This is a genomic window from Methylobacterium sp. J-059 (assembly GCF_022829485.1).
Taxonomy (GTDB): Bacteria; Pseudomonadota; Alphaproteobacteria; order Rhizobiales; family Beijerinckiaceae; genus Methylobacterium.
In genome coordinates, this window is the sequence record NZ_JAKSYA010000153.1 from 54,114 (window position 1) to 78,824 (window position 24,711).

Annotated in this window: 28 protein-coding genes; 12 read left to right on the top strand and 16 right to left on the bottom strand. The window is 73.2% G+C overall.

All coding sequences use genetic code 11. The annotated features are described in order from the left end of the window. Window positions 1–190: 190 nt before the first annotated feature. Window positions 191–514, top strand: coding sequence for a phosphoribosyl-ATP diphosphatase (locus MKK55_RS23205; RefSeq protein WP_147725798.1), 324 nt, complete (start codon window positions 191–193; stop codon window positions 512–514). Then, window positions 511–1,521 carry a type I pantothenate kinase gene (gene coaA / locus MKK55_RS23210; protein ID WP_243937835.1) on the top strand — a complete coding sequence of 337 codons (1,011 nt, stop codon included), beginning with the start codon at window positions 511–513 and terminating at the stop codon, window positions 1,519–1,521. The genes MKK55_RS23205 and coaA overlap by 4 nt, the downstream gene beginning before the upstream one ends. An 8-nt stretch (window positions 1,522–1,529) precedes the next feature. Here the strand turns inward: coaA and thpR are convergent, their stop codons facing one another. Both thpR and MKK55_RS23220 read right to left on the bottom strand, forming a co-directional pair. After that, window positions 1,530–2,069 (bottom strand): RNA 2',3'-cyclic phosphodiesterase, encoded by a 540-nt coding sequence (thpR, locus tag MKK55_RS23215; RefSeq protein ID WP_243937838.1) that lies wholly within the window; start codon window positions 2,067–2,069, stop codon window positions 1,530–1,532. A gap of 2 nt (window positions 2,070–2,071) precedes the next feature. Continuing rightward, window positions 2,072–2,722, bottom strand: a complete 651-nt coding sequence (locus tag MKK55_RS23220) for an arylesterase (RefSeq protein WP_243935727.1) — start codon at window positions 2,720–2,722, stop codon at window positions 2,072–2,074. A gap of 207 nt (window positions 2,723–2,929) precedes the next feature. On the opposite strand from MKK55_RS23220, the gene MKK55_RS23225 reads away from it, so the two are divergent. The 3 genes from MKK55_RS23225 (at window position 2,930) to MKK55_RS23235 (ending at window position 7,233) form a co-directional block, all read left to right on the top strand. Then, complete coding sequence (locus MKK55_RS23225) at window positions 2,930–3,622, top strand: ABC transporter ATP-binding protein (RefSeq protein ID WP_243937863.1); 693 nt, start codon at window positions 2,930–2,932, stop codon at window positions 3,620–3,622. Next, window positions 3,622–6,192: an ABC transporter permease gene (locus MKK55_RS23230; protein WP_243937840.1), complete on the top strand. Its 2,571-nt coding sequence runs from the start codon at window positions 3,622–3,624 to the stop codon at window positions 6,190–6,192. Before MKK55_RS23225 ends, MKK55_RS23230 begins: the two co-directional genes overlap by 1 nt. Window positions 6,193–6,465: 273 nt before the next feature. Continuing rightward, window positions 6,466–7,233: a Bax inhibitor-1/YccA family protein gene (locus MKK55_RS23235; RefSeq protein ID WP_147844215.1), complete on the top strand. Its 768-nt coding sequence runs from the start codon at window positions 6,466–6,468 to the stop codon at window positions 7,231–7,233. A gap of 285 nt (window positions 7,234–7,518) precedes the next feature. Here MKK55_RS23235 and MKK55_RS23240 read toward each other — a convergent pair whose 3' ends face one another. Further along, window positions 7,519–7,893 (bottom strand): DUF2794 domain-containing protein, encoded by a 375-nt coding sequence (locus tag MKK55_RS23240; RefSeq protein ID WP_147727234.1) that lies wholly within the window; start codon window positions 7,891–7,893, stop codon window positions 7,519–7,521. Window positions 7,894–8,307: 414 nt separating this feature from the next. Between MKK55_RS23240 and bluB the strand changes: the two genes are divergently transcribed. Together bluB and MKK55_RS23250 are read left to right on the top strand one after the other, a co-directional pair. Continuing rightward, a complete protein-coding gene (bluB, locus tag MKK55_RS23245) occupies window positions 8,308–8,955 on the top strand; it encodes a 5,6-dimethylbenzimidazole synthase (RefSeq protein WP_243937842.1) in 648 nt (215 codons plus the stop codon). A 173-nt stretch (window positions 8,956–9,128) separates the two neighbouring features. Next, window positions 9,129–9,644 carry a L,D-transpeptidase gene (locus MKK55_RS23250; protein ID WP_147844213.1) on the top strand — a complete coding sequence of 172 codons (516 nt, stop codon included), beginning with the start codon at window positions 9,129–9,131 and terminating at the stop codon, window positions 9,642–9,644. Between the two features lie 21 nt (window positions 9,645–9,665). On the opposite strand, the gene MKK55_RS23255 is transcribed toward MKK55_RS23250, so the two are convergent. Both MKK55_RS23255 and MKK55_RS23260 read right to left on the bottom strand, forming a co-directional pair. Then, entirely contained in the window at window positions 9,666–9,974 is a 309-nt protein-coding gene (locus tag MKK55_RS23255; protein ID WP_243937844.1) for a cupin domain-containing protein, read from the bottom strand. Between the two features lie 78 nt (window positions 9,975–10,052). Continuing rightward, window positions 10,053–10,304, bottom strand: a complete 252-nt coding sequence (locus MKK55_RS23260) for a DUF1674 domain-containing protein (RefSeq protein WP_243937846.1) — start codon at window positions 10,302–10,304, stop codon at window positions 10,053–10,055. Between the two features lie 78 nt (window positions 10,305–10,382). Here MKK55_RS23260 and MKK55_RS23265 point away from each other — a divergent pair, with 78 nt between their 5' ends. Further along, the gene (locus tag MKK55_RS23265; protein WP_243937848.1) at window positions 10,383–11,813 is read left to right on the top strand and encodes an RsmB/NOP family class I SAM-dependent RNA methyltransferase; all 1,431 of its coding nucleotides are present in this window, start codon (window positions 10,383–10,385) and stop codon (window positions 11,811–11,813) included. A 139-nt stretch (window positions 11,814–11,952) separates the two neighbouring features. Next, the gene (panD, locus tag MKK55_RS23270; RefSeq protein ID WP_147729911.1) at window positions 11,953–12,414 is read left to right on the top strand and encodes an aspartate 1-decarboxylase; all 462 of its coding nucleotides are present in this window, start codon (window positions 11,953–11,955) and stop codon (window positions 12,412–12,414) included. A 57-nt stretch (window positions 12,415–12,471) separates the two neighbouring features. On the opposite strand, the gene MKK55_RS23275 is transcribed toward panD, so the two are convergent. The 7 genes from MKK55_RS23275 to miaB form a co-directional block, all read right to left on the bottom strand. Continuing rightward, window positions 12,472–13,035 (bottom strand): YgjV family protein, encoded by a 564-nt coding sequence (locus MKK55_RS23275; protein WP_243937850.1) that lies wholly within the window; start codon window positions 13,033–13,035, stop codon window positions 12,472–12,474. A gap of 182 nt (window positions 13,036–13,217) precedes the next feature. Then, window positions 13,218–14,411, bottom strand: coding sequence for an MFS transporter (locus MKK55_RS23280; protein ID WP_409566112.1), 1,194 nt, complete (start codon window positions 14,409–14,411; stop codon window positions 13,218–13,220). Then, entirely contained in the window at window positions 14,408–16,069 is a 1,662-nt protein-coding gene (lnt, locus tag MKK55_RS23285; RefSeq protein ID WP_409566113.1) for an apolipoprotein N-acyltransferase, read from the bottom strand. Before lnt ends, MKK55_RS23280 begins: the two co-directional genes overlap by 4 nt. After that, entirely contained in the window at window positions 16,066–17,226 is a 1,161-nt protein-coding gene (locus MKK55_RS23290; protein ID WP_243937851.1) for a hemolysin family protein, read from the bottom strand. Before MKK55_RS23290 ends, lnt begins: the two co-directional genes overlap by 4 nt. 36 nt (window positions 17,227–17,262) lie before the next feature. Then, the gene (gene ybeY, locus MKK55_RS23295) at window positions 17,263–17,769 is read right to left on the bottom strand and encodes an rRNA maturation RNase YbeY (RefSeq protein WP_147729656.1); all 507 of its coding nucleotides are present in this window, start codon (window positions 17,767–17,769) and stop codon (window positions 17,263–17,265) included. After that, the gene (locus MKK55_RS23300) at window positions 17,769–18,851 is read right to left on the bottom strand and encodes a PhoH family protein (RefSeq protein WP_243937865.1); all 1,083 of its coding nucleotides are present in this window, start codon (window positions 18,849–18,851) and stop codon (window positions 17,769–17,771) included. The genes ybeY and MKK55_RS23300 overlap by 1 nt, the downstream gene beginning before the upstream one ends. Before the next feature lie 70 nt (window positions 18,852–18,921). Beyond that, window positions 18,922–20,304 (bottom strand): tRNA (N6-isopentenyl adenosine(37)-C2)-methylthiotransferase MiaB, encoded by a 1,383-nt coding sequence (miaB, locus tag MKK55_RS23305; protein WP_243937852.1) that lies wholly within the window; start codon window positions 20,302–20,304, stop codon window positions 18,922–18,924. A 148-nt stretch (window positions 20,305–20,452) separates the two neighbouring features. Between miaB and MKK55_RS23310 the strand changes: the two genes are divergently transcribed. Together MKK55_RS23310 and MKK55_RS23315 are read left to right on the top strand one after the other, a co-directional pair. Then, window positions 20,453–20,713: a type II toxin-antitoxin system RelE/ParE family toxin gene (locus MKK55_RS23310; RefSeq protein WP_409566114.1), complete on the top strand. Its 261-nt coding sequence runs from the start codon at window positions 20,453–20,455 to the stop codon at window positions 20,711–20,713. Then, window positions 20,710–21,009 (top strand): addiction module antidote protein, encoded by a 300-nt coding sequence (locus tag MKK55_RS23315; RefSeq protein ID WP_147844005.1) that lies wholly within the window; start codon window positions 20,710–20,712, stop codon window positions 21,007–21,009. The genes MKK55_RS23310 and MKK55_RS23315 overlap by 4 nt, the downstream gene beginning before the upstream one ends. A gap of 6 nt (window positions 21,010–21,015) precedes the next feature. Here the strand turns inward: MKK55_RS23315 and MKK55_RS23320 are convergent, their stop codons facing one another. From MKK55_RS23320 to MKK55_RS23335, 4 genes are all read right to left on the bottom strand, one after another. After that, a complete protein-coding gene (locus MKK55_RS23320) occupies window positions 21,016–21,891 on the bottom strand; it encodes a lysophospholipid acyltransferase family protein (protein WP_147844004.1) in 876 nt (291 codons plus the stop codon). 7 nt (window positions 21,892–21,898) lie between these two features. Next, window positions 21,899–22,420, bottom strand: coding sequence for a GNAT family N-acetyltransferase (locus tag MKK55_RS23325; RefSeq protein WP_147844003.1), 522 nt, complete (start codon window positions 22,418–22,420; stop codon window positions 21,899–21,901). Between the two features lie 115 nt (window positions 22,421–22,535). Continuing rightward, complete coding sequence (gene tsaB / locus MKK55_RS23330; protein ID WP_243937853.1) at window positions 22,536–23,225, bottom strand: tRNA (adenosine(37)-N6)-threonylcarbamoyltransferase complex dimerization subunit type 1 TsaB; 690 nt, start codon at window positions 23,223–23,225, stop codon at window positions 22,536–22,538. Window positions 23,226–23,414: 189 nt separating this feature from the next. Continuing rightward, window positions 23,415–23,981: a NifU family protein gene (locus MKK55_RS23335; protein ID WP_243937854.1), complete on the bottom strand. Its 567-nt coding sequence runs from the start codon at window positions 23,979–23,981 to the stop codon at window positions 23,415–23,417. 284 nt (window positions 23,982–24,265) lie between these two features. Between MKK55_RS23335 and rplS the strand changes: the two genes are divergently transcribed. Next, window positions 24,266–24,661, top strand: a complete 396-nt coding sequence (gene rplS / locus MKK55_RS23340; protein ID WP_147729513.1) for a 50S ribosomal protein L19 — start codon at window positions 24,266–24,268, stop codon at window positions 24,659–24,661. The last annotated feature ends 50 nt before the right edge of the window (window positions 24,662–24,711 follow it).

Sequence of the window (24,711 nt, forward strand, 5' to 3'; positions counted from 1 at the left end):
CCGAGATCGGGAAGACGCCGGGGGCCGCGGCCGGATCCGGCACCATTTTTCCGACAATTCCACCCGCCCGTCGCGCAAATGCGGGTGGCGAGGCGCTGCTGTGCCGGCTCCCGGCTTGCCCGGCGCCCGCCGTTGACGCAGGTTCCGGCGACGGCATCGTCGTTTCCGAACCCTGCCGCACGGGTCCTCTATGTCCGCCTATACCCTCGACGACCTCGCCCGCCTGGTGGCGAGCCGCGCCGGCACCGCGCCCGACCAATCGTACACGGCCAAGCTGCTCGCGGGCGGCCCGGCCAAGGCCGCCAAGAAGCTCGGCGAGGAGGCGGTGGAGGCCGCCATCGCCGCGGTGCAGGGCGACAAGACCGGGCTGACCAACGAGGCGGCGGACGTGCTCTACCACCTCGTGGTGCTGCTGCGCGCCGGCGGCGTCGAGCTCTCCGCGGTGATGGCGGAGCTGGAGCGCCGCACGGCGCAGAGCGGCATCGCCGAGAAGGCGTCGAGGCCGCCGGCATGAAGGCGGCCGCGCTCGCCGCCGGCCAGACCCCGGTGACGGGGCAGAACCCGGTCACCGGCGACGGGTCGGAGCGGCTGTCGCCCTACCGCCTGTTCAGCCGCGAATCCTGGGCGCAGCTGCGCGCCGACACGCCGCTGACGCTGACGCAGGAGGACATCGAGCGCCTGCAATCGCTGAACGACCCGATCTCGGTGGAGGAGGTGGTCGCGATCTACCTGCCGCTGTCGCGGCTGCTCGCGCTCTACGTCGCGGCGAGCCAGGGCCTGTTCAAGGCGACCCAGCGCTTCCTGATGGCCGAGCGCGAGACCAAGGCGCCCTACATCATCGGGCTCGCCGGATCGGTGGCGGTGGGCAAGTCGACCACGGCCCGCGTGCTCGCCGCGCTGCTCGCGCGCTGGCCGAACACCCCGAAGGTCGACCTCGTCACCACCGACGGGTTCCTGCTGCCGAACGCCGCGCTCTCCGCGCAGGGCATCATGGACCGGAAGGGATTTCCCGAGAGCTACGACACCGCCGCCCTGCTGCAGTTCCTGCACGACGTGAAATCGGGCCGGAAGCGCGTCACCGCTCCCCTCTACTCGCACCTCGTCTACGACCGGGTGGACGGCGAGGAGCGGGTGGTCGAGAGCCCCGACATCCTGATCGTCGAGGGCCTGAACGTGCTGCAGCCGGCCCGCCTGCCGCGCGACGGCACCGCGATCCCGTTCGTCTCCGACTTCTTCGACTTCTCGATCTACCTCGACGGGCACGAGGACGACCTGCACCGCTGGTACGTGATGCGCTTCATGCGCCTGCGGCAGACCGCGTTCCGCGACCCCCGCTCGTACTTCCGCAAGTACGCCGAGGTGCCCGAATCGGAAGCGCTCGCCATCGCCGACCGGCTGTGGACGACGATCAACCTGCCGAACCTGCGCGACAACATCCTGCCGACCCGCCAGCGCGCCAGCCTGATCCTGGCCAAGGGCGCGAGCCACCGCATCGAGAGCGTCGCGCTGCGGCGGTTGTAGGACCCCGCTCAGGCGAACGGAAACGCCGCCTCCGCGACGTAGGGCCCGCCCCCGGTCGAGTCGCGCGCCGAGTACAGAACCACCTGCGTCGCGGAAAAGCGCAGCGGCGTGAAGATCGGCGCCTGCGACAGGTACATCGCCACCGCCTCGGGCGTGGCCTCGCGGCGCAGGCGCGCCAGCGTCACGTGCGGCACGAACCTGCGCCGTTCCGGCTCGGCGCCCGCCCGGCGGATCAGGCGCTCCTGCTCGGCCTGGAGGTCCATCAGGTCGGGGGTGGCGGCGACGCTGGCGAGCAGCGCGCGCGGCTTGTCGCCGCCGAACACCGAGAGGCCGTCCAGCACCACCTCGAGCGCCGGCCGCGCCCGCATCTCCGACAGCGCCTCGACCGCGTCCTCGGCAAGCGCGACCGGCACGTCGCCGAGGAAGCGCAGGGTGACGTGGTGATCCGACGGCTCGATCCAGCGTGCGCCCTGCAGGCCGCCGCGGAACGGCGCCAGCCCGGCGGCGATCTCCGGCGGGAGGCCGAGCGCCGTGAACAGGCGCGGCATCGCTAACGAGCCCCGGCCGGGAGCCGCCCGAGGAAGGTCTCGACCGAGGGCAGGATGCCGGCCACGATCACGTCGACGCCCTTGGCGTTCGGGTGGAGCCCGTCGTCGAGGGTGTAGGCGCGGTCGCCGACCATTCCGGCCATGAAGAACGGGTACAGCACGAGGTCGTAGGTCCGGGCGAGATCCGGGTAGATCGCGTCGAAGCGCGCGACGTAGTCGGGCCCGAGGTTGGTCGAGGCCCGCATGCCGGCGAGCAGCACCGGGATGCCGCGCGCCTTCAGCCGCGTCACGATCGCCTCCAGCGCCTTCCGCGTCACGGCGGGGTCGGTGCCGCGCAGCATGTCGTTGGCGCCGAGCTCCAGGATCACCCCGTCGGTGCCGTCGGGCACCGACCAGTCGACCCGGTCGAGGCCGTTGGTGGCGGTCTCGCCCGAGACGCCGGCATTGGCGACCGTCACCGTCCGGCCTTTCGCAGCGAGCGCCCGCTCCAGCACCGCCGGGAAGGCGGAGCCCGCCGGAAGGCGGTAGCCCGCGGTGAGGCTGTCGCCGAGCGCGACGAGCCGGATCGGCTTCGATTCGGGCTTCGGATCCGCCTTGGCCGGCGCGAGGCCCGCCATCGACAGGACCAGCCCCGCTGCGGCAAAGAGCGCCATCAGCGCCGCCCTGCGCCGGCCATCATGGCGTGGCTCCGTCGCGCTCGCCATATCGAGCCCGCGCGCATCGCCCGGCACGGGTCGTGCCGGAGCGCACCGAACGTTCGTCCGCCAACCGTGATCTCCGTCCCGCATGTTCGCCATCCGCCACAGATCGGCTCGACCGTGACCGCCGACAACCCCTCTCCCGGCAAGACCTCGCCTGCCATGTCCGCGTCCGGGACGCCAGCCATCGCTCTCTCTGGCATCGACCTCAGCCTCGGGCGGGGGGCCGCCCGCGTCCACGTACTGCGCGGCATCTCGCTCGACGTCGGCCGCGGCGAGGCGGTCGGCCTCGTCGGGCCGTCGGGCTCCGGCAAGTCGACCCTGCTGATGGTGATGGCGGGCCTCGAGCGGCCCGATGCCGGCGCGATCCGGATCGAGGACACCGACCTGGGCGCCCTCGACGAGGACGCGCTCGCACGCTTCCGCGGCCGGCGGATCGGCATCGTGTTCCAGGCCTTCCACCTCGTCCCGACGATGACCGCCCTGGAGAACGTCGCCCTGCCGCTGGAGCTGGCCGACAAGCCGGATGCCCATGCCCGCGCCCGGCGGGAGCTCGAAGCCGTCGGCCTCGGCCACCGGCTGCACCACTACCCGGCTCAGCTCTCGGGCGGCGAGCAGCAGCGCGTCGCCATCGCCCGCGCCGTGGCACCGGACCCGGCGATCCTGGTCGCCGACGAGCCGACGGGCAATCTCGACGAGGCGACCGGCCGCCAGATCGTCGACCTGCTGTTCGCGCTGAAGCGCGACCGCGGCGCGACGCTCGTCCTCGTCACCCACGATCCGGGGCTCGCCCGCCTCTGCGATCGTACGGTGCGCCTGCGCTCGGGGCGGATCGAGGAGCCGGTGGCGGCCTGATGCACGGCACCCTCTCCCAACCCCGGCCGACGCCCGCCTCGCGCCTGCCGCTGACCCTGCGCCTCGCGCTGCGCGAGCTCCGCGGGGGCTTGCGCGGCTTCGCCGTGTTCCTCGCCTGCATCGCGCTCGGCGTCGCGGCGATCGCCGGGGTCGCCTCGATCTCGCGCTCGCTGTCGGACGGGCTCGGCCGCGAGGGCAAGCGCATCCTCGGCGGCGACCTCAGCTACAGCCTGATCAACCGCGAGGCGACGGAGCCGGAGCGCGCGGTGCTCGACGCGCAGGGGCGTGTCGACGTGGTCGCCTCGCTCCGCGCCATGGCGGTGGCGGGCGAGGGCGCGGCGCTGGTCGAGCTGAAGGCGGTCGATGCCGGCTACCCGACCGCCGGAGAGCTCGTCACCGAGCCGCAGGCGCCCCTCGCCGACCTGCTGGCCGAGCGTGACGGGATCGACGGCGCGCTCGCCGACCCCGCGCTTCTGACCCGCCTCGACCTCAAGGTCGGCGACCGGATCACGCTCGCCGGCCGGCCCTTCGCCATCCGCGCGACCCTCGTCTCGGAGCCCGACAAGATCGCCGGCGGCATCGGCTTCGGGCCGCGGCTGATCGTGTCGCAGGGTGCGCTGCGCCGCACCGGCCTGGTCCAGCCGGGAAGCCTCAACCGCTGGAGCTACCGGCTGCTGCTGCCCGGCGCCGACGATGCGGGCCTCGACGCCGCCGCCGCCCGGATCGCGGCGGCCGCTCCGCAGGCCGGCTGGGAGATGCGGGCGCGCACCAACGCCGACCCGCGGTTCTCCAAGAGCATCGAGCGCTTCACCCAGTTCCTGACGCTAGTCGGCCTCACCGCGCTGATCGTCGGCGGGGTCGGCGTCGCCAACGCCGTCAACGCCTTCGTCGAGCGCAAGCGCCCCTCGATCGCGACCCTGAAGAGCGTCGGTGCGCCGGGCTCGAAGGTCGTCGCCCTGTACCTGACGCAGGTGATGCTGATCGCCGGGCTCGGCACGGCGATCGGGCTCACTGTGGGCGCCGCGCTGCCCTTCGCCCTCGACGCGCTGTTCCGGGACAGCCTGCCCCTGCCGCTGAACCCGACGCTGGCGCCCCTCGAGCTGCTCCAGGCGGCGGCCTACGGGCTCCTCACGGCCCTGGCCTTCGCGATCACGCCCCTGGGGCGCGCCCACGACGTCCCGGTCTCGGGGCTGTTTCGCGACGCCGTCGACCCGGCAGCCAGCGGCATCCGCCCGCGCTACCGGGCGATCCTGGCGCTGGCGCTCGCCGCCCTGGTGGGGCTCGCCGTCGGCACCGCCTTCGACCGGCGCGTGGCGCTGATCTTCATCGCCGCCGCCGGCCTCGCCTTCGGCCTGCTGCGGCTGGTCGCGGTCGGCGTGATGGCGCTCGCCCGCCGGCTGCCGCATCCGCGGCGGGCCGCGCCGCGGATGGCCTTGGCCAACCTCCACCGCCCCGGCGCCCTGACGCCGGCCATCGTCCTCTCCCTCGGCCTCGGCGTGACCCTGCTGGTGACCCTGAGCCTGATCGACGTGAACGTGCGCCGCACCATATCGGCGACCCTTCCGGCGCGCGCGCCGAACCTGTTCTTCCTGGACATCCCGGCCGCCGATTCGGGCGCCTTCCACGACTTCCTCGCGCGCCAGGCGCCCAGCGCCAAGATCGAGCGGGTGCCGATGATGCGCGGCCGCATCGTGGCGCTGGACGACGTCCCGGCCGAGAAGATCCGCCCGCCGGAGGACGCCGCCTGGGTGCTCGACGGCGACCGGGGCATCACCTACGCCGAGGACGTGCCCGAGGGCTCGACGCTCACCGCAGGCACGTGGTGGAACGCGGAGCAAGCCAGGACGCCGCTGGTCTCGTTCGAGGCGGATCTCGCGAAAAACCTCGGCCTCAAGGTCGGCAGCCGCGTCACCGTCAACGTGCTCGGGCGGAACCTCACCGCCACCATCGCCAACCTGCGCAAGGTCGAGTGGCGCAACCTCGGCATCAACTTCGTGATGGTGTTCTCCCCCGGCACCTTCCGCGGCGCGCCGCACTCGGACCTGGCGACGCTCACCCTGCCCGGGGGCACCGACGGCGCGGTCGAGAACCGGATCCTGCGCGACGTCGCCAAGGCGTTCCCCTCCGTCACCAGCGTGCGGGTGAAGGACGCCCTCGATGCCGTCGGCGACCTCGTCGGCCGGCTGGTGCTGGCGATCCGCGGCGCGAGCGCGGTGGCGGTGCTGGCGAGCCTGTTCGTGCTGGCCGGCGCCATCGCCGCGGGGCACCGGGCGCGCCTCTACGACGCCGTGGTGCTGAAGGTGCTCGGCGCGACCCGCGGACGGCTGCTGGCCGCCTACGGCCTCGAATACGGGGCGCTCGGCCTCGTCACCGCCCTGTTCGGGCTGCTCGCCGGCACGCTCGCCGGCTGGGTGATCGTCACCCGGGTGATGCGCCTCGACTTCGTCCTCGACCTGTCGGGGGCGCTGGCGGCGGCCGCGGCCGCGGTGGTGCTCGCCGTGGTGCTGGGGCTCGCCGGGACTTGGCGCATCCTCGGCCAGAAGCCGGCACCGTACCTGCGGCAGGCGTGACCCTTGCGTATCCCCCGTGTGAGCTTGCCGCGATCGTGAACGACGGCATCGGGAGCCGTCGGCGAAGTAGCAGCGAACTTTAATCCCAGACTTCGTGAACAAATTTCACCCGCGGGGATTCATCGAAAGCGCTTTTTCAAGCTCTGCCGGGCTCTTGTGCGGGACGGCCGAAAGCAACATATTCCGACACGAGGCGCTCGATGGCGCCAGAGGTCCCCTGCGTGGGCCTCGTCTCAAACACCACGCACGAGCGAGCCTTCCGAGGTCACTCCCATGGCATTCGACAACTCTCCCTTCCGCTACGGCGCCCAGGCGCCGTCGCAGGCCGGCACCCAGGTCGCGTTCGACCAGGGCCTGCGGACCTTCATGCTCGGCGTCTACAACAACATGGTCGTCGGGCTCGGCATCTCCGGCCTCGTCGCGCTCGGCCTCAACATGGCTGCCACCACCGCGACTGCGACCGGCCGCCTCGCCCTGACCCCGTTCGGCCAGACGCTCTACAACAGCCCGCTCAAGTGGGTTCTGATGTTCGCCCCGCTCGCCTTCATCCTGGTCTTCTCGATGCGGATGGACCGGATGTCGGCCTCGTCGGCGCGGACGATGTTCTTCGCCTTCGCGGCGGTGATGGGCGCCTCGATGTCGACGCTGCTGCTGGTGTTCACCGGCGCCAGCGTGGTGCGGGTGTTCTTCATCACCTCGGCGACCTTCGGCGCGCTGAGCCTCTACGGCTACACCACCAAGCGCAGCCTTTCGGGGATGGGCTCGTTCCTGATGATGGGCCTGATCGGCATCATCATCGCCTCGATCGTCAACATCTTCCTGGCCTCGTCGGCGCTGCAGTTCGCCGTCTCGGTGCTCGGCGTGCTGATCTTCGCGGGGCTCACCGCCTACGACACCCAGAAGCTGAAGGAGATGTATCTCTCCAGCGGCTTCGACGGCGAAGCGGCGGCCAAGATGTCGGTCAACGGCGCGCTGACGCTGTACCTCGACTTCATCAACATGTTCCAGTTCCTGCTCTCGCTCCTCGGCGACCGCCGCTGAGCGAAGACGGACCGGACGAACGAAGAAGGCCCCGGCGGAAACGCCGGGGCCTTCTTCGTTCCGGGGGAGCTACGCTTACGCCGCGCCACTTCCCCCAGCGGGCAATGTCCGCCCTGCGCAGCCCGGGGATGACGGGGAGGGTCCGGAAAAGGAATCTGAAGATGTGCGAGGCCGATCGCCTGCTCGGGGGAAGGGCCCCCCGCGCCGCGATCCGGGCGCGCAGCGAGCGTACCATCGGCCAAGACGGCACCGGACGAAGGATCGCCGCGCAAAAATCCGAACGCTTCACACGGCCCGCAGGGGCTTCTCCAGCACCGCGAGCACGCGGGCGAGGTCGGTGCCGCGCTTGAGCACCACGCCGGTCGCGGCGACCACGGCGTAGGCGCCCTGGCGGCGCGCGAGCTTCGGGTCCTTCTCGATCCGGTAGAGCGGCATCTCGGAGGTGCGGCGGTAGATCGAGAACACCGCCTTGTCGCGGCGGAAGTCGAGGGCGTAGTCGCGCCACTCCCCCTCCGCGACTCGGCGGCCGTAGAGGTTGAAGATCGTGCGCAGCTCGTGCCGATCGAACGCGATCTGCGGGGCGGTGGATGGGCTCGGGAAGGGGACCACGCGGGCCGTCGAATCGTCTGTCCGGATCTCGCCGCTCGTCCGCTCGGTCATCGTTCCTCCGCCGTCGGCCTGCCGCCGTCGTCTTGCCGTCAGCCGCTGAGGATGGGCCTCGGGTGGCCGGCCCGCAAGAGTCCCGCGGCGGCGATCCGATTCGTTGCGGACGGGACACGCCCAAGAAACAAATGCCGCGCTTTCGCCCCGATCACGCCTTTCCCGAGCCGCGTTGCGGCGCGACAACGAAGGCCGAACCCTCGTCGGGTCGTGCCCGTCGACGCCCGAATCCCGAGCTCCCCAGCCCTCGGGCGTCACCGGATCCCACGACGCGACATCCCAGAGGTTTCGAGACCCAAGGACTTCAGGCCGCCCGCGAGGGCGGCCTTTTTTTGTGCCCGCCCGGCCCGTTCGATCTCCCCGGGGCCCACGGGCAGCGGGAAGGCGCAAAACCCGCTATGAGGCGGACCGACCATGACCGACCCCTGCCCGCCCCGCTTCGACGACGACTTCCGGCAGGCGCTCGACGACCTGTTCGCGTGGCGCCGCGACGTGCGCCGCTTCCGGCCCGACCCGGTGGACGAGGCCCTGCTCCGCCAGAGCCTGGCGGCGGCCCATCGCAGCCCCTCCGTCGGCAACAGCCAGCCGTGGCGCTTCGTGCGCGTCGCCGACCCCGAGCGCCGCGCCGGCGTGGTCGCGAGCTTCGAGCGCTGCAACGCCGATGCGGCCCTGCGCTACGCCGACGCCCGCCAGGCGCAGTATCGCGCCCTGAAGCTCGCGGGCCTGCGCGAGGCGCCGGTGCACCTGGCGGTCTTCTGCGACGAGGCGACCGAGGCGGGCCACGGCCTCGGTCGCGCGACCATGCCGGAGATGCTGCGCTACTCCGTGGTCGGCGCCGTGCAGACCTTCTGGCTCGCCGCCCGCGCCCGCGGCCTCGGCACCGGATGGGTCTCGATCCTCGAGCCGGCCCGCATCGCGGCGCTGCTGGACGTGCCGGGCAGCTGGTACCTCGTCGCCTACCTCTGCGTCGGCTGGCCCGTCGAGGAGCATGCCGACCCCGAGCTCGTCCGCCACGGCTGGCAATCCCAGGACGCGACGGCGCTGGATCTGATCGAGCGGTAAAGCAGGTCTTTCGACGGACGATCGCCTTTATCACGATGAAGCCCGGCGCTTTTTACCGTCTTCCCCGAAGACGGTGAGCAAGCCCGCAGTCGTCGCAGGATGAGCTGGAACGCCGAGCTTGGCCGTGGATTATTGCTGCAGCGAACGGTCACGCTTTGCAGGAAGATCCCAAGATGTCGGTCAGGAAGTACGTGTCCACGAGCCTCGGCGGCGCGCTGCTGGCCGGCCTCGTCGCGGGGGCGCCGGCCCTGGCACGCGAGGTGGTGCCGTTCTCGGACGGGGTGATGCCGGGCTCGGTGGTGATCAGCGTCTCGCAGCGCCGGCTCTACCTCGTGAACGGCGACGGAACCGCGATCCGCTACCCCGTCGCGGTCGGCAAGCCGGGCAAGCAGTGGTTCGGCACCAAGGCGATCGACGGCAAATACGTGCAGCCGGCATGGTCGCCGCCGAGCGAGGTCAAGCGCGACAACCCGCGCCTGCCGAACCTGATCGCCGGCGGCTCGCCGCACAACCCGATGGGCGCCGCCGCGATGACGCTGTCGGGCGGCGAATACGCCATCCACGGCACCAACCGCCCGAGCTCGGTCGGCACCTGGGCCTCCTACGGCTGCATCCGGATGTACAACCAGGACGTGGTTGACCTCTACGACCGCGTCTCGGTCGGCACCCCGGTCTACGTGACGCGCTGAACGCCCCGGAGCCCGGCGGGATCAGGCGGCGGGCGGGGCCGTCGCCTCGATCGCCGTGAAGGTCTCCAGGATGTGGTAGGTGTGCGCGATGCCGGCCGGCACGCAGTAGGAATCGCCGGGCTCCAGCGCGACCGTCCGGTCCTCGAGCACCAGCTTGGCCCGGCCGGAGATCACGTAGCCCACGGTCTCGTGCTCCGAGGTGGTGCTCGGCTTGTCGTCGGTCGGCGGCTCGTCGCGCCACATCCGCATGGCGACCAGCGCGCCCTTCGCGAGCGCGATCTCGCCGCCGGCGCCGCTCGGCGCATCCTTGCTCGATACCTTGGTCGTCATCGGGTCCCTCGTCGCGCCATGTGCTTCGCGAGCCCAACAGCGGGCCGGCACGGTCGTTCCGGCCGGCGAGGCGCGACGTCAGAAGTCGACGGCGAGCCCCTTCACCTCCCAGTCGTCGTAGCGGACCGGCTCCAGGCCGCCGCGCCCGAGGCGCTCGGGGGCGGCCGAGACCGCGGCGGCCCGCGCGTCGATCGCCCTGCGGCGCTCGGCCGCCTCCGCCAGGGCGCGCGCGGCCGCCGGGGTGAGAGGACGGGGGGCGGTCCCGCCGCCGTCCTCGACGTGTTCGGTCCGGGCTTCGTCGGTCCCGTTGCGGCTGGTTTCACCTTGCATCGGACTCGCTCAAGTGGGAGGGCATCGGGGTCCGGCGGCAGCATGCCGGCACGAAGGGTCTTTCGAGAAGTGGCATCCATGGGCAGAGGGCGCAACGCGTCCGGGCCGGCGCGGGCGGCGGGCGCGACCAAGGGTCCGCGCCCGGGGCCGAAATCGCCGCCGAAATCCGCACCGGAGGCGGTCGAGGCGGACGTCGCCGGCCTCGCCGCGCGCCGGGTGGCGCACGCCGTCATCGCCGACCTGCTGGGCAAGAACCGCGCCCTCGCCCTGGAGGATGCGCTGGCCCAGGCGTCCCGCGTCGCGGGGCTCGACGCCGGCGATGCCGGTCTGGCGCGGGCCATCGCCACGGTCACCTTCCGCCGCCTCGGCTTCCTCCGGCGCGCGCTCGCCGCGCGGATGGAGCAGGGCCTGCCCGAGGACAAGCCGCGCCTCGTCGCGCTGCTCGCCACCGGCGCCGCCCAGATCCTCGACCTCGCCGTTCCCGACCATGCCGCGGTCGACCTCGCGGTGCGCCTGGCCAAGGCCGATCCGCAGGCGCGGCATCTCGCCGGCCTCGTCAACGCGGTGCTGCGCCGGGTCGTGCGCGAGCGCGAGGCGATCCTGGCCGAATGCGACGACCCGCTCGAGGCCAACACCCCGGATTGGCTGGCCGCGCGCTGGCGCGAGGCCTACGGGCCGGAGAAAGCCGCCGCCATCGCCCGCGCGCACCTGGCCGGCGCCGCGATCGACCTGACCCTGAAGGGCGAGGCCGGCGACTGGGCCGAGCGCCTCGGCGCGGCGGCGCTGCCCACCGGCTCGCTCCGGCTCGGCGACCTGCGGGTGCCGGTCTCCGAGCTTCCCGGCTTCGCCGATGGCGCGTGGTGGGTGCAGGATGCCGCCGCCGCGATCCCCGCGCGGCTCCTCGGCGCGCAGCCCGGCGAGCGCATCGCCGATCTCTGCGCCGCGCCGGGCGGCAAGACCGCGCAGCTCGCGAACCGGGGCGCCCTGGTGACCGCGCTGGACCGTTCGGCCCCGCGCCTGGAGCGCTTGTCCGAGAACCTCGCCCGCCTCGGGCTGACCGCCGAGGTGGTCGTCGGCGACGCGCTCGCCTACGAGCCCCCAAAGCCGTTCGACGCGGTGCTGCTCGACGCGCCGTGCTCGGCCACCGGCACGATCCGCCGCCATCCGGACGTCGCCTGGACCAAGACCGAATCCGACCTGATCCGCCTGCACCTCCTCCAGGCGCGCCTGCTCGACAAGGCCGCGACCCTGGTGCGGCCGGGCGGGCGCCTCGTCTACTGCACCTGCTCGCTGGAGCAGGAGGAGGGCGAGCGCCAGGTCGCAGCCTTCCTGAAGCGCAACGGCGCGTTCGAGCGGGTGCCGGTGCGGGCGGACGAGGTCGGCGGCCTCGACGGCGTGATCAACGCCGACGGCGACCTGCGCACGCTCCCGGCCGACCTCGAAGGCTCGGACAGCCGGCGCGGCGGCCTCGACGGCTTCTTCGCGAGCCGGCTGCGGCACAAGGGGTAGCGCGGGGGGCAGGGGAGCGTCCCGACCGGCCGATTGCCACGCAGGCATGCGCCGCCGTAGGAAGCGCGACGCGACCGCCCCGACTCGGAGGTGCGGCCGCGCATCGCCGGGCCGACGTCGCCCGGCTCGGGGGAGCATGATGCAGAGCTTCGTTCGGGCCAAGCTGCACGGCATCCGCGTGACGGGCGCCGACCTGAACTATCACGGCTCGATCACGCTCGATGCCGACCTCTGCCGCGAGGCGGGGCTCGACCCGCTCGAATTCGTCGAGATCTGGAACAAGATGTCGGGCGCGCGGATCAGCACCTACGTGCTGTACGGCCCCGCCGGCTCGCGCTGCTGCGTCCTGAACGGCGCCGCCGCCCGCACCTGCCAGGTCGGCGACGAGGTCATCATCGCCTCGGCGAGCTACGGCGGCGTCGACGACGTGATCGCCCACAAGCCGCGCGTGCTGATCTTCGGCGACGGCAACGCCGTGGTCGACCGGGTCGTCTACGACGTGTTCCGCGACGACGAGGGCCGGCTCGACATGCGCATCCTCGAAGCGGAGACGGGCGCCGAGGAGCCGCCGCGGGTGGCGACCCACATCCGCGTGGCGTGAGCGTCGCGCCCCCTCGGGATGGAGGAGGGAAGCGGCGCCGCCCGCCGCGGCGCGGCCTCAGGTGGCGGGGAGCGCCCGCGGCGCCGGGGGCCGCTGATGCCGGACCAGCGACAGGGCCAGCCCCGACAGGGTCAGCAGGTCGCAGGTGAGCCCGAAGACCGAGCCGACGAGGCCGTTGTGGACAGCCCAGCACAGGCTGGCGCCGAGGAAGAGGCGCCGCATGCCCTGCGGATCGCCCTGGAGGCGGGCAGCCGTCGCCAGGAGGGCGCCGAGCCCGGCGCAGGCCGACGGCCAGCCGGACCAGGTCGCGAGCGTCGTCCCGGCGGCGACCAGCGTCGTCGCGGCGAAGAGCGGTGCCACCCAGGCGGCACGGCCCGCGGGCCCGATCGCCTGCGCCGAGACGAGGTTCTGCAGCAGGGCAATGGCGCACATCGCCGTGCCGGTGAGCGCGCCGAGATGCAGGTAGTGCAGGCCGAAGGCGGCGGCGCATCCGGCCGAGGCGAGAAGCATCCCGCGCCGATGCGGCAGGATCCCGGCGGCGAAGCCGAGCAGCAGGCCGAGGGTTCCGAAGAGGTCGAGATGCGGCTTCGCCGCGGCCCATCCGCTCAGGGCCAACGTCATCAGGGTCATGGTCCGCGCCCGGTCGGCGCGGAAGCGCGCCGCACTGGCGGCAGGCGCTAGGTCGTCATGGTAACCGGTCGGTTAACAGCCATTTCGGGTGCCCGCCTCCGTCGCTGCGGCGCAACCGCAGATCACCGCGTGGGGCGGCGCGGGCGGGACCCACCGACGGGGGCCGGAAGCCTCTACGCCGTGCCGGCGGCTCGGGCCGCCGCGCCGACCGCCCGGTCGCGCCCGGCGCCCATCCCGGCGACGCCCGCCGCCGCGATGATCGTCGCGAACAGGGCGGCCGGGAGGACCCAGCCGTCGGTGGCGTCGTGGGCGAGGCCGAAGCCGAGGGGGCCGAGCGAGGCGAAGACGTAGCCGATCCCCTGCGCCATCGCCGAGAGGGCGCCGGCCGAGGCGGCGTCGCGGGTGCGCAGGACGAGGAGGCTCAAGCCCAGCCCGAAGCAGCCGCCGATGCCGAGGCCGAGGAGCCCGGAGGCGGGGAACCGCAGGCTCTCCGGGCCGAAGGCGAGGACGAGGAAGCCGGTCAGCGTCGCGGCCAGCACCGCGACGATCCAGCCGCGCTGGTCGCGCACGCGCGCGGCCAGCATCGCCACGACGAGGGCGCCCGGCGCCTGATGCAGCGTCACCACCGAGGCGACGAGGCCGGCATCCAGCGCCGGGAGCCCGCGCCCCTGCAGGATCGCCGGCAGCCAGCCGAACAGCACGTAGGCGAGCGAGGATTGCAGGCCCATGAAGGCGGTGACCTGCCAGGCCAGCGGATCGCGCAGGAGCCGGCCCGGCGCGGCCGCCGACGACCGCTCCGGCACGGCCCGGCTCAACGGTGCCCAGGCGAGGGCGGCGACGACCGCCGGCAGCGCCCAGACCGCGAGCGCCAGCGGCCAGCCCCGGCCGATCGCCTGCTCCAGCGGCACCGCGAGGCCGGCGCCGGCGGCGGCCCCGAGGCAGAGCGTCATGGTGTAGAGCCCGGTCATCGCCCCGGCGCGGCCGGGGAAGTCGCGCTTGACCACGGCCGGCAGCAGCACGTTGGCGAGCCCGATGCCGAAGGCGGCGACCGCGGTGCCGGCGAACAGCGCCGCGACACCGCCGAGGCCGCGCAGGGCCAGGCCGGCCGCGACCACGACGATGCCGAGGAGCACGCCGCGGTCGGCGCCGAGCCGTCGCAGGATCAGCGGCGTCAGCGCGCAGGCGAGGCCGAGGCAGAGGACGGGGAGGGTGGTCAGCACCGCAGCCCCCGCCGCGGAGAGACCCGTCGCCGCGCGGATGGACGAGAGCAGCGGCCCGACGGTGCTCAGCGCCGGGCGCAGGTTGAACGCCACCGCCATCAGGCCGCAGGTCAGCAGGAGGGGCGGGATGCGCCGCGCCGCTCTCACGCGAGCCGCCGGGCCCGGAGGGCGCCCGCGAGGCAGGCGGCGAGCATCGCCGCGAAGGGCCAGTCGCCGGCCCGGCCGTAGAGGGTGCCGCCGAGGATGCGGACGGGCAGGTCGGCATCGAGCACCGCCTCCTGCTCGATCGGCAGCTGCGCGACGACGCGCCCGTGCGCGTCGATCACCGCCGAGATCCCGGTGTTGGCGTCGCGCACCAGCGGCAGGCCCTCCTCGACGGCGCGCAGGCGGGCCTGCGCCAGGTGCTGGCGCGGGCCAGGCGTGTCGCCGAACCAGGCGTCGTTGGTCACGTTCAGGATCAGGCCGGGGGGCCGATCGGCGGCGGTGGCGCCGGCCGGCAGGATCGCGCCGGGGAAGATCGCCTCGTAGCAGATCGTCGCCGCCACCGGCGGCAGGCCCGGCACGTTGAGGATGCGCTGGCCGGCGAGCGTCCCGGCCGAGAAGCCGCCCGGCACGGCCACGAACTGGCGCAGGCCCACCGCCCGCAGGGCCGCGTCGAGGGGCGCGGGCAGGTACTCGCCGAACGGCACGAGGTGGACCTTGTCGTAGCTGTCGACGATGCGGCCGCCGGGCTCGATCGCCATGATCGCGTTGAAGTAGCGCAGGCGCTCGCCGGGCAGCGGCTCCTCGGCGCGGGCCGCGCCGGTGATCAGGTGCTGGCCGGGCTCCAGCCCGGCGCCGACCTGCGCCATCGCCGCGGGATCGCGCTGGATCAGGAACGGGAAGGCCGATTCCGGCCAGAGGATGTGCGTCGGCGCCGCCTCGCCGGCCTCCGGCGGGCGCCGGCTCAGCTCGACGTAGCGGTCGACGATGTCCTGCCGGTTCTCGGGGCGGAACTTCGCGTCCTGGGGCAGGTTCGGCTGCACCAGCCGCAGGCGCACCCCGGCGATGGTGGGGTCGGGATCGGGCCCGACCCGCTCCGCGCCGTGGAGCGCCATGGCGGCCAGCACGATCGCGGCGGCGGCCGTCGGGCCGAGGCGGCTGCGCGGATGCGAGCCGGTGGCGAGCGTCGCCGGCGCGGCGCAGACGAGGACGGCGAGCAGCGTCAGGCCGTAGAGCCCGACGAGGGAGGCCGACTGCATCAGCCAGAGGTTCTGGCCGAGCGCCATGCCGAGGGTGTTCCAGGGGAAGCCGGTGAAGACGTGCCCGCGCACCCACTCGGCGCCCGCCAGCCCGAAGGCGAGGCCGGCGATGCGCGCCGGGCCGCGGACCCAGAGCAGGCCGGCGACGGCGAAGCCCGCGGCGTAGAACAGCCCGAGCGCCAGCGGCAGGCCGACGACGCCGAGCGGCAGCGCCCACAGGAACTCGTCGGCCTCCACGAGGAAGGCCGAGCCGAGCCACCACAGCCCGGCGAACAGGTAGCCGAAGCCCCAGGCCCAGCCGACCAGCGCGCAGGGGCGGAGCCGGGCGGCGACCGTGCTGCGCGAGCCCGCCGCCCCGTCCACCAGCCAGACCGCGACGACGAGGGACACGGCCAGCGCGGGCAGGAGGCCGAAGGGCGGCATCGCCAGCGCGCCGACGCTGCCGGCGAGGAAGCTCAGGGCGAGCCGGCGCCAGCCGCGCAGCAGCATGACGCCGTTGGCCAGGCGCGCGGCCGCGCCGCCCGGCAGCGTGGCTGCTGGGGGCGCTTCGGGAGCCGGCGTCACGGTGCGGGCGTCTCGATCGCGTTGACGGCAGGGGGCGCGGCGGGCGGGGGCAGGGCGAGCGGCACGGCGGAGGCCGCGATGCGTGCGGGCCCGCGCTGGAAGCGCAGGCGCTTGAGGCGGCGCGGGTCGGCGTCGAGCACCTCGAACTCGAGGTCGCCGGGGCCGGCGATGAGCTCGCCGCGCGAGGGCACGCGGCCGGCCAGCGTCACGATCATGCCGCCGATCGTGTCGATCTCCTCGGCCATCTCGCCCACCGCCGCGACGAGGTCGACGCCGGTGGCCTCGGAGACCTCCGCCAGCGGCGCACGGGCGTCGGCCACGAACACCTCGGCCTCGCCCTCGAGGCGCTGGACGAGGCGGCCCTCGACCACGTCGTGCTCGTCCTCGATGTCGCCGACCACCATCTCGATCAGGTCCTCGATCGAGATCAGCCCGTCGGTGCCGCCGTACTCGTCGATGACGAGCGCCATGTGGGTGCGGGTCGCCTGCATCCGCACCAGCAGGTCGATCGCCGGCATCGAGGGCGGCACGAACAGCACCGGCCGCTGGATGCGGGTGGAGGCGAGCGTCGCGGTGAGGTCGACGTTGCCGAGGTTGAGCGTGCGCAGGGCGCGGGCGGGCGCCCGGCGCACCCGCGGGGCGGGCTTCTGCGCATCCTTGGCCGCCTCGGCCTCGGCGGGGGCGGGCGTCGCGCCGTTGGCGGCGGCCGCGGCGCTGCGGCGCGGGGCGGCCTCGGCCCGCGCGGCGATGTGGTCCACGAAGTCGCGGATGTGGACCATGCCGCGCGGGTCGTCGAGCGTCTCGCCGTAGACCGGCAGGCGGGAATGGCCGGCGGTGCGGAACAGCTTCAGCAGGTCGCCGAGGCTGGTCTCGACCGAGACCGCGACGATGTCGGCCCGCGGGATCATCACGTCGTCGACGCGCACCTTGTGCAGCCCGAGGACGTTCTTGAGCATGGCGCGCTCGAGCGGCGAGAACGCGTTCTCGCCCGAATCGGGCTCGGCCAGGGCCTCTTCGATGTCGCCGCGCAGCGAATCGCGCGGTTTCAGGTGCAGCACCTGGAGGAGGCGGTCGTACCAGGGCTCGCGCGCACCCGATTCCGCCTCGTTGGAACTGAGCGCGGCCTGGGCCGCGCCGCGACTTCGATCGTGGGTCATGTCTCTCGTGTCTGGGATCGGTTGGGACGTCGTCGCTCAGCCGGCCGCGGAGTCCGCGTAAGGGTCGGGCACGCCGAGGGTCGCGAGCGCCGCGACCTCCAGGGCCTCCATGGCCTCCGCGTCCGCGTCGCCGGTCTCGTGGTCCTGACCGAGCAGGTGGAGGGTGCCATGAACCAGGAGATGCGCGAGGTGGTGGACGAGCGGCTTCGACTGCTCGGCACTTTCGCGCACCAACGTGTCGTACGCAAGAACGACGTCGCCGAGCGGCACCGCGACGCCGGCATGGGCGGGCTGCGGCGAGGACGGAAACGACAGCACGTTGGTGGGCCGGTCCTTGCCCCGCCAGGTCCGGTTGAGCGCCTGCACGGTGGCGTCGTCGGCGAGCAGGACGCTGACCTCGACCGGGCCGGCGGGCGGCTCGGGGGCCGCGGCGAGCCCGGCCTCGACGGCGCGAATCACGAAGGCTTCGAGGTCGGGGACCGCGCCGCTCCAGCGTTCGTCCTCGATCGCCACCTCGACCACCATGTCGATCGCGTGCCCCATCACGCGAGCGGCCGCCGCCGCGGGTTCGGGTTGCGGTCGGCATCCGCCTCGCCGTGTGCCGCGCCCTCGTAGGCGGTGACGATGCGGCGCACGAGGTCGTGGCGGACCACGTCCTTGTCCCGGAAGGTGATGCGGCCGATGCCCTCGACGCCGTCGAGCACCCGCACCGCCTCGACCAGCCCCGACTTCTGCCCCGGCGGCAGGTCGACCTGGGAGGGATCGCCGGTGACGATCATCCGCGAGTTCTCGCCGAGCCGGGTCAGGAACATCTTCATCTGCATCGAGGTGGTGTTCTGCGCCTCGTCCAGCAGCACGATCGCATTGGTGAGCGTGCGCCCGCGCATGAAGGCCAGCGGCGCGATCTCGATCACCCCGGTCTGCAGGCCGCGGTCGACGTGGCGCGCCTCCATGAAGTCGTAGAGCGCGTCGTAGATCGGGCGCAGGTACGGGTCGACCTTGTCGCGCATGTCGCCGGGGAGGAAGCCGAGGCGCTCGCCGGCCTCGACCGCCGGGCGCGAGAGGATCAGCCGCTCGGCGTGGCCCTGCTCCAGCAGCGAGACCGCGTGGCCGACGGCGAGCCAGGTCTTGCCGGTGCCGGCCGGACCCTCGGCGAAGACGAGCTCGTTGGCGCGCAGGGCCTTGATGTAGGCGTCCTGTGCCGCGTTCCGGGCGCGGACCGCGCCGCGCTTGCGCGTGGCGATCTGCTCGAAATGCGGCCGGTCCGGCTCGGCGGCGATGGCGGCCGCCGGGAACAGCTGGCCCTGGACGGTGGCCTCCTGGATCGCGCCGTCGACGTCGCCGAGCGTCAGGGCGCTGCCGCCGGTCCGCACGCGGGCGTAGAGCTTCTCGAACACCCGGCGGGCACGCTCGGTCGCGTCCGGCGAGCCCTTGAGCACGACGTGGTTGCCCAGCGCGGTGGCCGTCACCTCCAGCCGGCGCTCGATATGCGCGACGTTCTGGTCGTACTGGCCGAAGACGAGGCTCGCGAGGCGGTTGTCGTCGAAGGTCAGCGAGACCTCGACCGGCTCGTCGTGGCCGAAGCCCGGGCCGAGCGGCCGCGCGGCGGGCCCGCGCCCGCGCAAGGGGCCGCTGCGCCCGGCCGTTCCGTCGAATGACGCCACGAACACTCCCTTCATCGCCCGGCCCGCCGCCCTACGCGGCCGCCGCGGCCTCGATCGCCGCGCCGAACAGGCTGTTGGTCCCCGCCTCGACGATGCGCACGGGCACGACCTGCCCGATACGGGAGGTGGGGGCGTCGAACTGAACGGCGAGCAGGTGCGGCGTCTTGCCCGCGACCTGGCCGGGCCTGCGGCCGGCCTTCTCGACCAGGACCTCGACCACCTGCCCCACCGCCGCGCGCTGGAACGCGTGGCGCTGCGCGTCGAGCAGCGCCTGCAGCGCGTGCAGGCGGCCGGTCATCACGTCCTCCGGGACCGCGTCGCTGCGCTCGGCGGCCGGCGTGCCGGGGCGCGGGCTGTACTTGAAGGAATAGGCGCTCTCGAACCCGATGTCGGAGACGAGCCGCATCGTGTCGGCGAACTCGGCGTTGGTCTCGCCGGGAAAGCCGACGATGAAGTCCGAGGACAGGGCGATGTCCGGGCGGGCCCTGCGGACGCGGTCGATGATCCGCCGGTAGGCGTCGCCGGTGTGGCGCCGGTTCATCGCGGAAAGGATCCGGTCGGAGCCCGACTGCACCGGAAGGTGCAGGTAGGGCATCAGCGCCGGGATCTCGGCATGGGCCGCGATCAGGTCGTCGCCCATGTCGTTGGGGTGGCTCGTGGTGTAGCGGATCCGCGCGATGCCCGGCACGCGCCCCACCGCGCGGATCAGGTCGGCCAGCGTCGCCGCGCCGCCGTCGGCCCCGAGCCCGTGATAGGCGTTCACGTTCTGGCCGACGAGGCCGATCTCGCGGACCCCGCCGGCGGCGAGCTTCTCCGCCTCCGCGACGACGGCGGCGACGGAACGCGAGACCTCGGCGCCGCGGGTGTAGGGCACCACGCAGAACGCGCAGAACTTGTCGCAGCCCTCCTGCACCGTGAGGAAGGCGGAGACGCCCGCGGTGCGGCGCGCCGGCAGGTGGTCGAACTTGTCCTCGACGGGGAATTCGGTGTCGACCACGCGCTTGGCATGCGAGCGGGCGAGCAGGTCCGGCAGCCGATGGTAGCTCTGCGGCCCGACGACCACGTCCACCACGGGCGCGCGGTGCAGGATCTCGGAGCCTTCCGCCTGCGCGACGCAGCCGGCGACGACGATGCGGGTGTCGCGGCCTTCGAGCTTCCGCGCGTCCTTGAGCACGCGCAGCCGGCCGAGCTCGGAATAGACCTTCTCGGCCGCCTTCTCGCGGATGTGGCAGGTGTTGAGCACCACCACGTCCGCCTCCTCGACGGCGTCGGTGGCGGAGAACCCCTGCTCGGCCAGGACGTCCGCCATGCGGGCGGCGTCGTAGGCGTTCATCTGGCAGCCGTAGGATTTGACGAAGGCTTTTTTCGACACCGCGTCGGGTCCCGGGTTCCTTGGGATACGGCGCGCGAACATCTCTGCGGCCGAGGCGGCACGCCTCTATCATAGATCCGGCCCGCCGTCGCGACCCGGTCCGAGCGCTTGCCAGTCCGTATCCTATAGAATACGAACATTTAGGATTCCGGTCCGACGCACGGCTGATTTCGATGCTTGGCTCGGCGCCTTGCGGGATCCGCGTGCCAAGGCGCGGATCGCGATCCGGATCGACCGTCTCGCTCTGGGCAATGCCGGCGACGCGAAGCCGGTCGGCTCCGGGGTGAGCGAGATGCGCATCGATTACGGACCTGGCTACCGACTGTACTTCATCCGTCGCGGCGAAGCCCTGATCGTTCTGCTCTGCGGCGGAGACAAGGGCAGCCAGCAACGGGATATCATGCGGGCCAGGGCGCTGGCCGCAGATCTGAAGGATGGAGACGGCGGATGACCGAGACGCAGCCCTACGATTCGGCAGACTATCTCGAGACCGACGAGGCGCTGGCGGAATACCTCACCGCGGCCTTCGAGGAAGGAGACACGGCGCTCTTCCGCCACGCGCTCGGCGTCGCCGCCCGCGCCCGCGGCATGACGCGGATCGCCCGCACCTCCGGCCTGTCGCGCGAGAGCCTGTACAAGGCCCTCTCCGAGGAGGGCAATCCGAGCCTCGATACGACGGTGCGCGTGCTGAGGGCGATGAACCTGCGGCTGACGGCGACCGTGCCGCACGCGCCCGAACCGGCCTGACGGGATTCAGGCCGCCGCCGTGCCGTCCGTGAGGCCCGGCAGCGGCCGGGCGGGCGCGTGGCCCGGCACCCCCGCGTGGCCCTGCATCGCCCCCGTGCCCTTCATCGCGGCGCGGACGGCGGCCTCCGCCTGGGCCGTGACGGCCTTGCGGTCGGTGCCGGCCTCGAAGGCGATCGGCTGGCCCCAGACCACGTGGACGTCGATCGGCCCGCGCTCGAAGAACAGGGCGAGATGGGGGGCGAGGTCCATGTCGCCGTACCACGCGATCTCGGGGCGCTCGGCCCGGCCCACGGGCAGGCCGTTGCGGCGCGGATAGGTGATCGCCAGGGGCTGCAGGCGGATGCGGTCGAGGCCGCCGTCGGCCCCTCGCGCCTGGATCGCGGCCCGCGCCGCGCCGACGAGCGAGGAGCGGAACGGCAGCAGGCGGGTGCCGTCGCCGGTGGTGCCCTCGGCGAACAGCACCACGAGCTCGCCCCGCGCCAGCCGGTCGCCGATCGCGGCGTTGACGGTCGCGGTCGCGCCGCGCCGCGCCCGGTCGATGAACACCGTGCGCTGGAGGGCGGCGAGCGTGCCGATCACCGGCCAGCCGGCGATCTCGGACTTCGCCACGAAGGAGAGCGGCCGCAGCGAGCCGACGGCGATGATGTCGAGCCAGGAGACGTGGTTGGCGAGCACCAGCGCGGCCTCGCCGGGGCGGGGCGGGGTGCCGCTCTGCGTCACGCGCACCGAGAACAGGGCCAGGAACACCCGGTGGAACAGCGCCGGCGCGAGGCCCCATCCGCGGCGCTCGCCGAAGCGCAGGGCCAGCCAGTGCGGACCGGCGAGCAGCGCGAAGGCCAGCGCGCAGACGACCAGGCGCAGGGCCACCCCGACGCGCGTCACCGGGCGCTCACGTCAGGTCGGCGCGCATGGTGAGCGCGGTCGCGCGGCTGCCGTCGGCCTGCGCGTAGTAGCCGGTCCGCGTGCCCACCCGGGTGAACCCGTGCCGGGCGTAGAGCTTGAGCGCGGGCGCATTGCCCTCGTCGACCTCCAGGTGGACCTGCGCGACGCCGATCAGCGCCAGGTGCCCGAGATGCTCGCGCAGCAGCCGATGGCTCAGGCCGCCGCCGCGGGCGGAGGGCGCCAGCACGACGGTGAGGATCTCGGCCTCGTCGGCGACCTTGCGGGACAGGATGAAGCCCTGCATCGCGCCGGCCCGCCACAGGGCGTGCCCCTGCGTCGCGCGCTCGCACAGCATCCGCTCGAACTCGTGCGCGTCCCAGGGCCGCGCGAAGGCGGTGGCGTGGAGCCGGGCGAGCGTGCGCGCCTGGTCGGCCTCGCGCAAGGGCGCGACGTAGGGCTCGGGGCCCCAGGCCTCCCACCAGGCGAGCCACCATTCCAGCGGCCAGAAGGGCGAGACCGGGCGGCTCATGCCTGTGGCCCTCGATGCCGCCGCATCGCGGGCGATCCGCCGCATCGGCGGCGCGCCTTCGCGCTTGCCGGCGGCCGAAGGCCGCCGGAACGGTCCGAGCGATGAGGCTTGCGTGTCATCGGCGGGCGATCCGCGCGTGGTCCTGCGGCTGGGCGTCGGCCCCGCGCAGGTACATCGGCCGGGGCAGGGCCTGGGCCGGGTCGGCGACCAGGCCGAGCGAGGCGACCCAGGCGATGTCGGGCCCGCCGGCGCCCGCGACGTCGACCGCGATCCCGCGGGCCCGGAGCACGGCGGCCAGGAGGGCGGCACCGGAGCCGACGAGGGTGACGGGGCCGGCCCCGAGCCGGTCGGCGGCCTCCTCGAGGCGCAGGTGCGTCGGCGGCACGACGATGCCGTCGCCCGCGCTCATCGCCTGGAGGTAGACCGCACCGTGGCGGGCATCGATCGCGGCGGCGACCAGGCCGTCGCCGTTCAGCGCCAGCTGCGGCGCCAGCAGCGCCGAGAGGGTGGTGACCCCGACCACGGGAATGCCGGCGGCGAGGCCGACGGCGCGGGCCGCCGACAGGCCGACGCGCAGGCCGGTGTAGCTGCCGGGGCCGACGGTGACGGCGACGCGGGACAGGCCCTCGAACCCGGCCTCGAACCGGGCCATCACCCGCTCGACCAGCGGCAGCAGCGCCTCGGCGTGGCCGCGGGCGAGCGTCATGGATTCCTGCGCGAGCAGATCGACGGACCCGTCGGCCGCCTCGGTCGCGACGCAGGCCGAGCAGAGCTCGAGTGCCGTGTCGATGGCCAGGATATGCACGCCCACTCCCGTTCGCCGGGGCTTCGCTCCCGTCCGCCCTCTGAAGGAAGCCGCGAGCCTAAGCCAAAACGGCCGCGCCCGTCAGTGCGGGGCGGCCGTCGGCGCGCGGTTCGGGAGAAGGTGTTGCAAAGGCGCTTCGGGTGCCGGCTGGGCGCGCACCCGAAGCGCCGCGATTTCGAAGCGCCGGTCTCAGACCGCCTGGACTTCCCGGATCTCGGGCAGGAAGTGCTTGAACAGGTTCTGCACGCCGTGCCGGAGCGTCGCGGTCGAGGACGGGCAGCCGGAGCAGGCGCCCTTCATCTCCAGGTAGACGACGCCTTCCTTGTAGCCGCGGAAGGTGATGTCGCCGCCGTCGCCCGCCACCGCCGGGCGCACGCGGGTCTCGAGCAGGTCCTTGATCGTCACCACGGTGTCGTGGTCGGCGGCGTCGTAGAATTCCTCGGCGTCGTCGTCGGCCTGCGCGGAGCCTTCCGCCATCACCGGCGCGCTGGACTGGAAGTGCTCCATGATCGCGCCCAGAAGGGCCGGCTTGACCTGCGGCCACTCGTCGACGCCGTCGGCCTTGGTCACCGAGATGAAGTCGTGGCCGAAATACACGCCGGCGACGCCGGGCACGTCGAACAGGCGCTGCGCCAGGGGCGAGCGGGCGGCGCCGTCCGCGTCCTTGGCCTCGAAGGTGCCCTCTTGCAGCACCACCCGGCCGGGCAGGAACTTCAGGGTGGCGGGGTTCGGGGTCGCTTCGGTCTGGATGAACATGTCTGACAGGATCCTCGTCCGCTGCGCCGGTTCAAGGCCGGCCGGGAACGGCGCGTCTCGCGCCATCCTCCATGTGGACCGCGGACCGGATTTTCTCAACCGGGGCGGGCAATCGACGGCCCCCGCCGGCAATGGGCAATCGCCGCCGGCAATCGACGGGCGCGGCCGGCAATCGACAAGCGCGTGGGCTTGGTGTATCGCGGCGCCAACTCAAAACAGGATGCCGAAATCCTGACGCCCGCAAGCCCATCCGGGGCAGCGCGGCGCGACGGCCGGAGCTATTCATGAACATCATCCAGCAGCTCGAGCAGGAAGAAGTCGCTCGACTGAACAAGACCATCCCCGACTTCCAGCCCGGCGACACGGTGATCGTGAACGTCAAGGTCAAGGAAGGCGAGCGCACCCGCGTCCAGGCCTACGAGGGCGTGGTGATCGCGCGCTCCGGCGGCGGCCTCAACGAGAGCTTCACCGTCCGCAAGATCTCCTACGGCGAGGGCGTCGAGCGCCTGTTCCCGGTCCACGGCCCGCTGATCGATTCGATTAAGGTGGTGCGCCGCGGCAAGGTGCGCCGGGCCAAGCTGTACTACCTGCGCGATCGCCGCGGTAAGTCCGCCCGCATCGCCGAGCGCACCGACAAGAACAAGGGCAAGGCGAAGGCCGCGCCGGCCGCCGCCGAGTAGTCCGCGCCTCCCCGTACGGGGAGCGGACGCGACGAGAAAAGCCCGCCGCG